Genomic DNA, 12,270 nt, shown 5'->3' with positions numbered 1-12,270 from the left:
TTTCCTGTACGCCAGTCGGCCGCGGTCACCAGGTGACGGGCAGCTCGTAGACGCCGTAGACGTTCCCGTCGTTCTTGAACGGGATCCGGTCGAGATCCGCCGCGAGCCGCAGGGTGGGGATCCGGCGGTAGAGGGTGCTGTAGACCACCTGCAGCTCCACCCGGGCCAGCGGCTGGCCCAGGCACTGGTGGACGCCGAAGCCGAAGGCCACGTGGTGGCGGGGGTTGCGGTCGATGTCCAGCCGGTCGGGGGCGGGGAAGGCGGCGGAATCGCGGTTGGCGACGTCGTTGGCGAGGACGACGCCCTCGCCGGCGTGGATGGTCACGCCGCCGGCCTCGATGTCCTCCAGGGCCACCCGGCGGCGTCCGCTGTGCACGATGCTGAGGTAGCGCAGGAGTTCCTCGACCGCCGAGGCGACCGTCCTCGGGTCGTCGCTCTCGCGCAGCCGGGCCAGCTGGCCGGGGTTCCGCAGCAGCGCCAGGGTGCCGAGCGCGATCATGTTGGCGGTGGTCTCGTGCCCGGCGATCAGCAGCAGCATCCCCGTACCGGCCGCTTCGGACCTGGGGAGTTCACCGGTCCTGACCCGCTCGGCCAGCGTGGAGAGCAGGTCGTCGGCCGGGTGGGCCAGCTTGACGCCGATCAGCCGGTCCAAGTAGTCCATCAGCTCCCGGGTGGCCACTCGTGACTGTTCCACGGTGGTGGTGCGCCTGATCAGGATCTTGCTGTTGGCCTGGAAGAAGTCGTGGTCGGCGTAGGGCACTCCGAGCAGCTCGCAGATCACCAGTGACGGCACCGGCAACGCGAACTCCTGGACCAGGTCCACCGGCCTGGGCCCGGCGAGCATGGTGTCGATCAGACCGTCGACGATCTTTTGGACGGTCGGTCGCAGGGCCTCCACCCGCTTGATGGAGAAGGTGGCGGTCACCATCCGGCGAAGCCGGGCGTGCTCCGGATCGTCCATGGAGATGAACGTCCGCGTCAGCTGCCGGCGCTCCTTCATGGCAGGGCTCTGATGGGGGAAGTGCGGGCAGGTGCTGTCCGAGCTGATCCGGGGATCGGCCAGCAGCGCCCGTACGTCCTCGTAGCGCGTGACCAGCCACGGGGTGCTGCCGTCCCACAGCCGGACCCTGCTGACCGGGGCCCGGTCCTGCAGGGCGCGCAGGGTCGGCGGCGGGTCGAACGGACAGCCGGCCGCCCGGGGCATCGGGTAGTACGGCACGTCCGTCGGCAGTACGTCGGTGTCAGGTGCCGAGTAGTTGGTGCTCATGGGTTCTCCGCCCTCTCCGGAAAGGTGGTTCGGGAGGCAGGTCCTGCCTGCGGGAGGAGACATCGAGGAACGGACCCGCAGGTTCAGGCGGTCGGCGGTCCGCCGCCGTCCTTGGTGGCGGACCGCGGATCGGTCCCGAGCATGCGCCGGATGATGGGCATGACCGTGTGTACGGCCACTCCCAGCACCTGCACGTCGTGCTCGGGCAACCTGGCCAGCAGTTCGGCGACCCGGGCGTCCCCCACCCGGCGGTGCTCGGCGAGGAGTTCACGCCCGGCGTCCGTGATGGTGACGAGGCGGACCCGCCCGTCCTCGGGATCACTGATCCGCGATGCCAGACCCTGGGCTTCCAGCCGCTGCACCAGCACGGTCATCGACGGCTGGGTCACCCTCTCCGCCGCGGCCAGCGTGGTCAGCCGGACCGGGCCTTCCCGGCCGAGCCTGCCGAGCGTGGCGGCGGTGGTCAGGCTCATGCCCTGCCAGGTGGCCATGAGGTACCGGACCAGACCGGTGGTCAGCTCGTGCAGTGCGGCCGCTACCTTCTGGGCTCCTTCTTCGGATGTCTCATCCATACCCATATTCATAACACGATCTATATATAACGTCTATATAGATTGAGTAGTAAATGTCCACATCTAGCGACGGCCCAGCAAGGACAAGGGGGAGCAGTGGCGGCATGATGACCATCCGAAACCGGGGCATTTCAGGATACATATAGACAAACTATATAGACAGTGATATAGATAGTGGCGAGCCCTGAGGGGCGCCGGACGGAGAAGGTGATGACCGTGACCTGCGCCTGCACCCCACCCCTCGCCTGGCCCCTGGCCCACCGCCCGGAAGCCGCCGGCGAGGCCCGTCAGATCACCAAGGACGTACTCGCCCGATGGCAGGTCGCCGACGCCCCGGCCGACTCGGTGCTGCTGACCGTCTCCGAACTCGTCACCAACGCCGTGGAGCACGCCGAGCCGCCGCTGAACCTGAGGCTGAGCCATGACCTGTCCAGCCACCGGGTGCACATCGAGGTCTCCGACGGGGGCCCGGCGGCCACGGACGGCGACTGGGCGGCCAGTTGCACCCCCGAAGAGCACGGCCGCGGCCTGGAGATCATCGACTTCCTCACCACCGCACACGGCGACCGTCTGGAACGGGGCCACGCGATCCACTGGGCCGACGTGTACGCCGCCGCCTGACCACGGCTCGAGCCGCGAGACCCCTGGAAGAGGGCGCGGCCGACGGTGATCCCGGCGCTTCCCCCGGTCTCGCGGCGGATTGGCGGGATCCTTTTGAACCATGGCGATCTCGCCGCTGTCGTGGGTGGGTACGGCCAGCGAACCTGGTGGCACAGCGAAGGGACACCACTTATGACTCGCATCGCCATCAACGGATTCGGCCGCATCGGACGCAACGTGCTGCGCGCGCTGCTGGAGCGGGACAGCGACCTGGAGGTCGTCGCCGTCAACGACCTCACGGAGCCCACCGCTCTCGCACGGCTGCTCGCCTTCGACTCGACGGCAGGGCGCCTCGGCCGCCCGGTGACCGTGGACGGGGACGTCCTCGTCGTCGACGGCCGTCGTATCAAGGTGCTCGCCGAGCGGGACCCGGCGCAGCTTCCCTGGGCCGCTCTCGGCGTGGACATCGTGCTGGAGTCGACCGGCCGCTTCACGTCGGCCAAGGCGGCCCGCGCCCACCTCGACGCGGGCGCGAGGAAGGTCCTGGTCAGCGCGCCGTCGGACGGTGCCGACGTCACGCTCGCGTACGGCGTGAACACCGATGCCTACGACCCGGACACGCACACGATCGTCTCCAACGCCTCGTGCACGACCAACGCGCTCGCGCCGCTGGCCGCCGTTCTCGACGAACTCGCCGGTATCGAGCACGGGTTCATGACCACGGTGCACGCCTACACGCAGGAGCAGAACCTCCAGGACGGGCCGCACCGCGACCCCCGTCGCGCCCGTGCCGCCGGTGTCAACATCGTGCCGACCACGACCGGCGCCGCCAAGGCGATCGGCCTGGTGCTGCCGAACCTCGACGGCAGGCTGTCCGGCGACTCGATCCGGGTGCCGGTGCCGGTCGGCTCGATCGTGGAGCTCAACACGACGGTCGCCCGTGACGTGACACGCGACGACGTGCTGGCGGCGTACCGTGCCGCCGCGGAGGGTCCGCTCGTGGGCGTCCTCGAGTACTCGGACGACCCGCTGGTCTCGTCGGACATCACGGGCAACCCGGCCTCGGCGATCTTCGACTCGGCCCTCACCCGCGTCGACGGCCGCCACATCAAGGTGGTCGCCGGGGAAAAAAAGGGGTGGGATTTCGAGAACGGGGTGATAGACACCCCAGACTTCCGCACACGCGGGTGGGCCGGGCGGAGCGGCCGCCCGTCCGACGACGCCCCCCCGCTTCGCGGTGCCCGTCAGCTCGCGGCCCCGGCGGGGTGTGCCGTCGCTTCCGCCGCCGCCCGCGGAGCCCGTGCCGGACGGATCCCGATCAGGGCTACGGCGATGACCGCGGCCACCAGCATCCCGATCCCGCCGACGAGGGCGCAGGTGTGCAGGGCGTCGGTGAAGCTCGCGCCGTAGGCGGCCTGGGCCCGGCCGGTGCTCTCGGGGGTGTTCAGGTGCAGGAAGGCTCCGGCCTGGATACCGACACCGGAGACCAGTCCCCCGACCTGCCCCTGGTCGGCGGGGCTCAGCCCGGACGAGGCGAGGTGTCCGGGCAGGGTGGCCAGGGTGCGGTGGGTGAGGATGACGCCGAAGACGGCCGGGCCGAGGGCGCTGCCGATCTGGCGGAGCGCGCTGTTGGCCGCGGCGGCGGTGCCCCCGAGCCGGTGCGGCAGGGCGTCCATGGCGATGGTGGTGATCGGCGCCATGGCGAGCGCGATACCGATGCCGAGCACCGCGATGACCAGGGCGGCCTCGCCGGTGCCGGTGTCGGCCTGGAAGACGTTCATGACGAGGGCGCCGATTCCGCCGATCACCAGACCGGTGACCAGCAGGAGGCCGGGCGTGACCCGGTTCATCAGCCGCCCGACCAGCGGGCCGAGCACCACCGTGAAGCCGTTGATGGCGATGAGACGGATGCCGATGTCCAGCGTCGAGGCGTGGTGGACGAGCCCGAAGTACTCGCTCAGCGCGAAGACCAGACCGACCTGGGCGAACAGGGTGACGGCCATGACGAGCGCGGCCCCCGAGAACGCCGCGGACTTGAACAGGCGCATGTCCAGCATCGGGCAGGAGGAACGGAGTTCCACGAACACGAAGCCGACCGCACCGAAGGCGGCGGCCACGAAGGCGATCACGGCCTGGGCCGACGCCCAGCCGTCGCTGCCGCCCTCGATGACGCCGTAGACCAGTCCGGTGATGGCGACGACGGCCAGGAGCTGCCCGGGGATGTCCAGGTGGCGTTCGCGCTCGGCGCGGGAGTCGGTCAGGACGACGGCGCCGATCACGGCCGTGACCACGGCGAGGACGAGCGAGGGCAGGAAGATCCAGCGCCAGCTGGCGTGCTCCACGATGACGCCGTTGACGACCGGGCCGAGGGTGAGTCCGAGACCGAGGGCGGCCGTCCACAGGGCTATCGCCCGGGCGCGCTTACGGGGGTCCGGGATGACATGACCGATCAGGGCGAGCGTGGACGGCAGCAGCGCGGCCGTGCCGACGCCGGTGAGCGCCTGGCCCACACAGACCTGGACGACACTGCCGGCGGTCAGGCACACCAGGCAGCCGAGGCAGAACAGCACCAGCCCGGCCAGATACGTCTTCTTGCGGCCGTACAGGTCACCCACCATGCCGCAGGTCAGCAGCAGTGCCGCGGTCGGCAGGATGAAGGCGTCGGTGATCCACTGGAGCCCGACGGTGGAAGCGTCGAGGGCCTGTTGCATGACCGGAAGCGCGACGGAGACACCGACGACGGGCAGGTAGGAGACGAACACACCCAGGCAGGCCAGCACGACGGTGGCCGTGATGTGCCGGGTGCCCGTGTCGGGCGGCGCGGACGGGGACGAGGCAGGAGAAGGCATGGCCACAGGGCACCTCGAAGCAGTGGAGTGACAGGGCGACGTGCGGGGGCGGTGACCGGCGGCCCGTCGACTCCCGATCGACTGGCGCACCGCGGCTCTACCGCCGGTCCGACAGCCCGGGCCCCGTCATGTCGATCCCGTCGGCCGGCCGCGCGGCGCCTGCGCGGTGGGTTCGGCCGGAATCTCCGTTGACGTGGGCCAGTTCTGTCGGGGCGAGCGCTACGGACCGTATACCGAGGCGTGGCCTGCGGAGATGCCCTTGGGCCTGCAACCTAAGGTGAACGCCGCTGACGCCTGACCCACCGCGTGCCGAGGAAGGTCGACGGACGGTGGCACCCGGACATCGGCCCACGCCCGCCCGACTCGTTCTTCGCCCCCGCTCCGGGACATCCGGCATGCCCGCACGCTCCGAAGCCGTCCTCTCCCAAGTCGGCGCCGTGTGCCGCCTGTTCGACCAGCAGGACTCCGGCCGCGTCCCGTACGTGGGCGGCTTGAGGGCGTTCGGGGCGGGCGCAGCGCCTATGCGCCTCGGGACAGCTCCGCCCGCAACGCGGTCACCTGCATGTCGAGGGCGAATTCGAAGCGCTCGTCGAAGGTGCCGGCGGTGATGTACGCGGAGGCCTTCCGCAGAGCGGGGAATTCCGCGTCGTCGAAGGCGGTCGCGAGGTCGGGCGCCTCGGCGGGCTGGGCCTGCTGTTCCTGTGTGATGCCCAGGATCAGATAGAAAACCGTCCAGTTGGCCCAGGACGCGGTGCGCGGCGGGAATCCGGCGTCGAGAAGGGTCTGGATCATCGTGTCGGCGAACCGGTAGGTGTTGGTCTCCGTCGTGGCGAGCCCCGCGATCAACCGCGCCGCGTCACGATGCGCCAGGATCGCCCCCCGGCACCAGCGGGCCAGCGCCCGGACCCGCTCCTCCCACGGAACGGGCAGGGCATCGGTGTCCAGGCCCGCGAGGACGGCGTCCGACATGAGGACGAGCAGTCGCTGCTTGCTGTCCGCGTGCCAGCGCACCGTGTTGTGCCGTACGCCCAGCCGGTCGGCGACGGCTCGCATCGTCACCTTGTCCAGGCCCTCCTCGTCGAGCACGTCCAGTGCCGCGTCGACGACCGCCGCACGACTGACGACCATGGTGCCTTCCTTCACGACCCCTCTTGTCCAGTGGGAAATACCCCGCGGGAAATATACCCCGGCGGCGATACGGCAGCCGGGGCGCCGGAGAGTTCGACATCCGCGACCGACAGGGCCAATCAGCTGGTCAGCGCCGACCATGACGCCTCGGCATCCTTCGCACGACAGCACCTCTTGTCCAATGGACAAGGTCAGATGGCGAGAGTATTGTCCACTGGACAAGAGAGAGGAGTGGGTCATGTTCATCGATGGCGAGTTCCTCCCCCGCCCACGCGGCGCTGCCCGAACCGGACCTGCCGGCGGCCCGCGGGGCACCGGGCGCGGCCGGCGGCGACGGGACACCGGACCGCGAGGTGCGGATCGAGGACCGGGGGATCCGGCGCACGATGACCGGCCGGGCCGCACAGGACGGAGGCGACGATGGCTGACATGCAGGTGATGGTGCGCCAACTGCGCTGGGAGGCCGCGGGGGTGGTCTCGGTCGAGTTCTCCGCCGCGGACGGGTCGGAGCTGCCGCCCTGGCGGCCGGGTGCCCATGTCGAACTCGCGCTGCCCACCGGGATCGTACGGCAGTACTCGCTGTGCGGGTCCCCGGACGACCGGTCCCGCTATCGCATCGGGGTACGGCGGGAGCGGGCGAGCCGGGGCGGCTCGGAATACGTGCACGCCTTCCTGCGGCCGGGGCAGCCGGTGCGGCTCCGCGGACCGTCGGACAACTTCGGTTTCCGGCAGGAGAAGGCCTACCTGTTCATCGCGGGCGGGATCGGGATCACCCCGATCCTGGCGATGGTCAGACAGGCGGTCGCCTGGGGCGTACCGTGGCAGCTCCTCTACGGCGGCCGCACCGCCGGCTCGATGGCCTTCCTCGACGAGCTGGCCGGCCATGCCGACGACGTCCGGCTCTACCCCGGGGACCGGGGCGGGCGGATCCCGCTGGGCGAGTGGCTGGAGCGGCCGCGCCCGGACACCGCCATCTACGCCTGCGGCCCGGAGTCCCTGCTGACCGCGGTCGAGGACGGGGCCGCGCACTGGGCTCCCGGCTCGGTGCGCCTGGAGCGGTTCCGGCCACGCCCCAGGCCGGCCCACCCCGACACCGAGGTCGAGGTGGTGTGCGCCCGGTCCGAGCGCACGGTGACCGTGCCGGCCGGCCGGACCATCCTGAGCGCGCTGGAGGACGCGGGGCTGCCGGTGACCGGTTCCTGCCGCGAGGGCGTCTGCGGCACGTGCGAGACACGGGTCCTGGACGGCGAGCCCGACCACCGCGACGACATCCTCATCGCCGAGGACCGCGCCGCCGGCGACCGCATGTACCTCTGCGTCTCCCGCGCCCGGAGCGGACGCCTCGTCCTGGACCTGTGAGGACATCCGAGCCACTGCCAGGAGGACCGCCATGAGCCGCCACGACGACACCCGCGCCGCGCCCGCGGGACGGACCGCCGCCGACGACTACCACCCCATCGCCATGGACCGCGTCCGGGAGATCATCGGATACCCGGCACCCTTCATCGCGGACAAGAAGGAGGACCACCTCGGCGAGTTCATCACCAGGTTCATCGCCCACAGCACGTTCTTCTGCCTCGCCACGGCGGACGACGCCGGGAACCTCGACATCAGTCCCAAGGGCGACCCCCCGGGAGCCGTACGGGTGCTCGACCCGTGGACCCTGGCCGTCCCGGACCGTCCCGGCAACAAACTCGCCGACACGTTCGAGAACCTCACCCGCAACCCGGGGGTGGGCCTGGTGTTCCTCGTGCCCGGACTGCGCGAGGTCGTACGCGTGAACGGGGACGCGTTCATCAGTGACGACCCCGAGCTGCTGAACATGCTCGGTGCCGACGGCAAGCCGGCCGTGCTGGCGATCGTCGTCCGCGTGCGGGAGGTGTTCTCCCAGTGCGGCAAGGCGGTGGTCCGCTCGAAGCTGTGGGAGGGCGACCCGCGCCACCTCGCCGACGCCGTCCTGCTCGGCGGCGACTTCTTCACGATGCATGTCGCCGAGAACGCCGCCAAGATGGCGGACAACCTCGGCGACCAGCTCGGGCAGCTCACCGCGATCGCCGAGCAGCAGTACCGGGACAACCTCTACTGAACAGCCTGCTCAGTAGGACGACGACCCCAGGCTCTGCGTCGTGTACGCGCACTCCGTGTAGATGTAGCCGTAGCGCAGCTTGGCGGTGTCGGAGCCCGGGGAGGCCGTGCTGTCGTTCTTCGGTTTGTGCACGAAGTACGTGGTGCCGGGCGGGAGGCTGATCGTGCGCTGCGGGTAGTTCTTGCCGCTGTCGCCGCACGGCTCCCATCCGGGCAGGAGCGAGCTGGCGAACGAGTACGCCTCGCAGCTCCCGCACGCGCCGAGGGTGAAGCTGCCGGTGACCGGGCCGGTGTACAGGACGGTGATCTCATCGGGACTGTCGTTCCTGACGGTCACCGAGATGCCGCCGCCCGATGCCATGGTGGGCAGCTTCTTGCCGGCGGCCGGGAGCGTCTGGGCGACCTCCGCGCCGATGGAGATCTTGCGGGCGCGGTCACGGTTCCTGTCGTGCGGGCTGTCGGTGACGAACTGCTGCATGGTCGCCTGCGCCTGCGCGTAGTCGCCGTCCTCGTACTGCTTGACACCGCACGTGTACTTCCCCGCGTCACCGCTGCGGTCGGCCCGGCCGGCGACCTTGACCAGGCCGTCGGCCTCGGCACTGGTCCCGTTCGACAGCTGGAGGATCTGGGTGTTCAGCGCCTCCAACTGCTTGACGGCGCCGCAGGGATCCTTCCCGGAGACGGCCTTCGCCGCCTTCTTCTCGGCCGCGTCGACGGCGGGGACGACCTTGGCGGCCTGGCCGGAGTCGGGGAAGGTGTCCAGGAGCTCGCCGAACTGGGGGACCCAGTCGCCCTCGCCGTCGGCCAGGCCGCCCGCTCCGCACTGGTACAGCGAGGTGGCCAGCCGGTCGTCGGGCCAGTGCGTGAGCGTGCCGAGCTGGTCCCTGGGCATGGAGTTGGGCACCGTCCGCAGGTATTTCAGCGGTTCGACCGCCGTGCAGTAGTCCTTGTGACCGTAGGCCGCCGCGACCGTCGTGTAGTACGTCCTCATACGGTCGGGGACCTGCCCGGCGGCCCGGGAGCCGGAGTGGTGGACCGCGAGGTCACGGTAGACGGCCAGGGCGTCCTGGTAGGCGGACTTGGCGGTGGCGAAGTCCTTCCGCCCGGCCGCGTCGACCCGTTCGTCGGCGGCGGCGAGGCGGTCGAGGAGCGCGCGTTCGACGGCTTCCTTGTGGGCGCTGTCGTACCAGAGCGCGCCGCCCACCGGGACGGCGAGCAGGACGACGCCCAGCGCGAGTGCGACGGGCCGCTGCCCCGGCCACACCAGCCGGGTGCGCAGGCCGACGGACGCGCCGTGGAGGGCCGCGAGCAGCAGGAACACGGCATAGACGACGAGCGCCGACCCGGGCACGCCGTCGGCGTCCGCGGGCAGGGCGACGAGCAGCAGGACGACGGTCGCCGCCAGACACGCGGCCAGCGGGATCCATCGCCGGACGAGCAGATAGCCGAGGCCGAGGCCGGTCAGGTTGAGCAGGGCCACGGCGGCGGCGCGCAGGGCGTCCGGCGGGGCGGGCGGCGGACTCGACGGCATGGGCGGCACGAAGGAACCCGGGAGCTGGAAGCCCGGCTGCGAGTACCCCGGTCCCGCGAAACCCTGGCCCGGAGAACCCTGGCCCGGAGAACCCTGACCGGGCAAACCCCGGTCCGGGATCCCGAAGCCGGGAGCGCTGTGAGCCGGCGCTCCCTGAGGCGCCGGCCCCTCATGCGAAGGCCCCTGATTCGGCGGCTCTTGGTTCGGCGGTCCCTGATGCGGACCGTAGGCATCCCCGGACATGGCGGCCCCCCCCAATTGCTGCCGAATCCTTCGGAATTGACAGCGTACGGCCAAGCATGCGAATTCGACAGGTCCCCGGACGCCCGTCCCGCCTCCCGTCCGGCCGACATCGTTGTCCGAACGGTCCGAACGTGGTCCGGACGGCGACTCCGGTGACCGCTGGGGTTCTCGGGGAGCAGGCGTCGACCGTCGACGTGGCGCACCGCGACCACCTCGGCGAGTGACGGACGTGGGCGAGCATCGCGAGGGTGACCCAGCGGTGCCAGGACGTCCAGCGTCTGACCTGGTGTTCGTCCAGTCCGGCCAGCTCCTTGCCGGACTGGAAGGTCTCCTCGACAGTCCATCTGCGTCCGGCGACCTGCACCAGGGTGGACAGCGGCACGTGGGTAGCTGAATAGCAGCGGCAGAAGGCGAGTTCGCCGGTGCGCCGGTTGCGGCGGACGAGCAACTGGTGGTGGCCGGGCCGGTCGTCGGCGATGTCGGCCAGGGCCCAGTCGTAGAAGCGGTGGCCCTTGGCTCCGGCGCCGGCTGAGAGTTTCTGCCAGGCCCGTTTCGGCAGCTTCTTGACCAGGGCATCGATGCGGAACTTGCCCGCGTTGGTGGTGACCTGGTGGTCACGGGCGACGGCGAGTACGTAGCCGATCTAGCGTCTCTCCAGCTCGGTCCGCAGATGCGGGTTGCCTCCGTAGACTTCGTCCCCGGCCAGCCAGGACGCGCGAACGCCGGCGTCCAGTGCTCGGCCGATCATGCGGGAGGCGAGTGCGGGGCCTTTGTGGCGAAGCCGACGGTGTCGGGTATCCCGGCGGCCTGACAGCGGGCCGTGTCCTCGGTCCAGGAGCGCGGAACATACAGTTCCCGATCGATCGTCGCGTGGCCCCGCAGGGCGGAGTAGGCGAGGTAGACGGCGACCTGGCTGTTCTCGATGCGTCCGGCGGTCCCGGTGTACTGGCGCTGCACGCCCACCGTAGCGGCGCCCTTCTTGAGGTCGCCGGTCTCGTCGACGACCAGCACCGCCGTGTCACCGTGCAGTTTCCTGACGACGAAGCCGCGGATGTCGTCGCGTACCGCGTCGGCGTCCCACTTGGCCCTCGACAGCAGGTGCTGCAGGCCGTATTGGGTCGCATCACCGGTGTGCTCGGCGAGCGTCCAGCAGTTCTTGCGCGGCAGGTCAGATAGCAAAACAAGCACGAACTCCCGTGCCCGACGCCGTGGTTCCACACGGCCGAACCGCCCCGCGATACGGCCCATCAGGGCCTCGAACGTTTCCTGCCACCGGGCAGGATCTATGCTGTGACCTACGGCCACCGACTGATCTTCTGTCTTCACACACTGATGATCACCGTTGGCCGCACCCTTCCCTGACAGGCCCCGACCAGCAAGATCAGGATCGCTCAGTGGAGTGCCGCCTGATCCAGCCGGTGGCGGCCACCACTTCAAGCGCGATGTCCACGACAGGCCGCCCGTCGGTCGCCACCCGCACCGTGTCCGTGGGTGCCCGCTCATCCAGAAGCCGCGCCTTGCGGGCACTGCCCCTCAGCTCCTGCTCCAGCTCCGAGCCGAGTTCCCGGCCTGCCAGCCGCTCGCCGGTAGTGGAATCGGAGGCGGTGAGCAGCACTCGTACGATCCGCACGCCCGCCCCCATGGCGCGCTCGAACATGCCCGTCGCCTCGGGCAGCACACTCACGGTGTTCGTATAGATCAGGCGGTGGTAGCCGAGCCGGGCGAAATTCGCCCAGACGGCCGTCAGATTGCTCTCAGTGATCTCCGAGCGGTGGGGATCCCCCTCCGGTGCCGGATGCACCTGGCCCATGAAGTCACCCTCGACGATCGCGTGCGAGACCGCGGCGGCGCGCAGTCGCGCCGAAACCTCCCACCCCACCGTCGTCTTGCCGACACCGGCACGCCCTCCGATGAGCAGTACTTCCGGATGATCCATGGGAAGCAGCGTGCCAGCCCCCGACCGCGCCACGCGATCCGATTTCGCTGCGTTCCCAT

The 12,270-nt window shown here is 70.3% G+C and carries 10 protein-coding genes and 2 pseudogenes; 5 read left to right on the top strand and 7 right to left on the bottom strand.

Annotated elements, in window-relative coordinates:
* Positions 1-25 precede the first annotated feature (25 nt).
* Together ACZ5K7_RS27815 and ACZ5K7_RS27810 are read right to left on the bottom strand one after the other, a co-directional pair.
* On the bottom strand, positions 26-1,267 hold the full coding sequence (locus ACZ5K7_RS27815) for a cytochrome P450 (protein ID WP_468917300.1): 1,242 nt from the start codon (positions 1,265-1,267) through the stop codon (positions 26-28).
* Positions 1,268-1,350: 83 nt separating this feature from the next.
* Positions 1,351-1,839 carry a MarR family winged helix-turn-helix transcriptional regulator gene (locus tag ACZ5K7_RS27810; protein ID WP_351712582.1) on the bottom strand — a complete coding sequence of 163 codons (489 nt, stop codon included), beginning with the start codon at positions 1,837-1,839 and terminating at the stop codon, positions 1,351-1,353.
* A gap of 210 nt (positions 1,840-2,049) precedes the next feature.
* Between ACZ5K7_RS27810 and ACZ5K7_RS27805 the strand changes: the two genes are divergently transcribed.
* Positions 2,050-2,460, top strand: coding sequence for an ATP-binding protein (locus ACZ5K7_RS27805; RefSeq protein ID WP_351712580.1), 411 nt, complete (start codon positions 2,050-2,052; stop codon positions 2,458-2,460).
* Positions 2,461-2,631: 171 nt separating this feature from the next.
* Positions 2,632-3,615 (top strand): annotated as a pseudogene (gene gap / locus ACZ5K7_RS27800) (type I glyceraldehyde-3-phosphate dehydrogenase); the annotation flags it as partial.
* 68 nt (positions 3,616-3,683) lie between these two features.
* Here the strand turns inward: gap and ACZ5K7_RS27795 are convergent.
* Both ACZ5K7_RS27795 and ACZ5K7_RS27790 read right to left on the bottom strand, forming a co-directional pair.
* Positions 3,684-5,288 carry an MFS transporter gene (locus ACZ5K7_RS27795; RefSeq protein ID WP_468917295.1) on the bottom strand — a complete coding sequence of 535 codons (1,605 nt, stop codon included), beginning with the start codon at positions 5,286-5,288 and terminating at the stop codon, positions 3,684-3,686.
* 519 nt (positions 5,289-5,807) lie between these two features.
* Positions 5,808-6,416 carry a TetR/AcrR family transcriptional regulator C-terminal domain-containing protein gene (locus ACZ5K7_RS27790; RefSeq protein WP_468917292.1) on the bottom strand — a complete coding sequence of 203 codons (609 nt, stop codon included), beginning with the start codon at positions 6,414-6,416 and terminating at the stop codon, positions 5,808-5,810.
* A gap of 248 nt (positions 6,417-6,664) precedes the next feature.
* On the opposite strand from ACZ5K7_RS27790, the gene ACZ5K7_RS27785 reads away from it, so the two are divergent.
* Genes ACZ5K7_RS27785 through ACZ5K7_RS27775 form a run of 3 tightly spaced genes read left to right on the top strand, consistent with a single transcriptional unit; the run spans position 6,665 to position 8,502 of the window.
* Positions 6,665-6,844 carry a hypothetical protein gene (locus tag ACZ5K7_RS27785; protein WP_468917289.1) on the top strand — a complete coding sequence of 60 codons (180 nt, stop codon included), beginning with the start codon at positions 6,665-6,667 and terminating at the stop codon, positions 6,842-6,844.
* Positions 6,837-7,775 carry a PDR/VanB family oxidoreductase gene (locus ACZ5K7_RS27780; RefSeq protein ID WP_468917286.1) on the top strand — a complete coding sequence of 313 codons (939 nt, stop codon included), beginning with the start codon at positions 6,837-6,839 and terminating at the stop codon, positions 7,773-7,775. The genes ACZ5K7_RS27785 and ACZ5K7_RS27780 overlap by 8 nt, the downstream gene beginning before the upstream one ends.
* 31 nt (positions 7,776-7,806) lie before the next feature.
* Positions 7,807-8,502, top strand: a complete 696-nt coding sequence (locus tag ACZ5K7_RS27775) for an MSMEG_1061 family FMN-dependent PPOX-type flavoprotein (protein ID WP_468917283.1) — start codon at positions 7,807-7,809, stop codon at positions 8,500-8,502.
* A gap of 9 nt (positions 8,503-8,511) precedes the next feature.
* Here ACZ5K7_RS27775 and ACZ5K7_RS27770 read toward each other — a convergent pair whose 3' ends face one another.
* The 3 genes and pseudogenes from ACZ5K7_RS27770 to ACZ5K7_RS27760 all read right to left on the bottom strand — a co-directional run bounded on the left by ACZ5K7_RS27770 (position 8,512) and on the right by ACZ5K7_RS27760 (position 12,211).
* On the bottom strand, positions 8,512-10,032 hold the full coding sequence (locus ACZ5K7_RS27770; protein ID WP_468917280.1) for a hypothetical protein: 1,521 nt from the start codon (positions 10,030-10,032) through the stop codon (positions 8,512-8,514).
* 472 nt (positions 10,033-10,504) lie between these two features.
* Positions 10,505-11,523: pseudogene (locus tag ACZ5K7_RS27765) on the bottom strand (IS701 family transposase); the annotation flags it as partial.
* A 133-nt stretch (positions 11,524-11,656) separates the two neighbouring features.
* On the bottom strand, positions 11,657-12,211 hold the full coding sequence (locus ACZ5K7_RS27760) for an AAA family ATPase (RefSeq protein WP_450973448.1): 555 nt from the start codon (positions 12,209-12,211) through the stop codon (positions 11,657-11,659).
* Positions 12,212-12,270: the final 59 nt, after the last annotated feature.

It is taken from the genome of Streptomyces sp. NPDC031497, assembly GCF_055580905.1.
The sequence above is the reverse complement of the archived record's forward strand: the minus strand, read 5'-3'. Positions and strand labels throughout refer to the sequence as shown.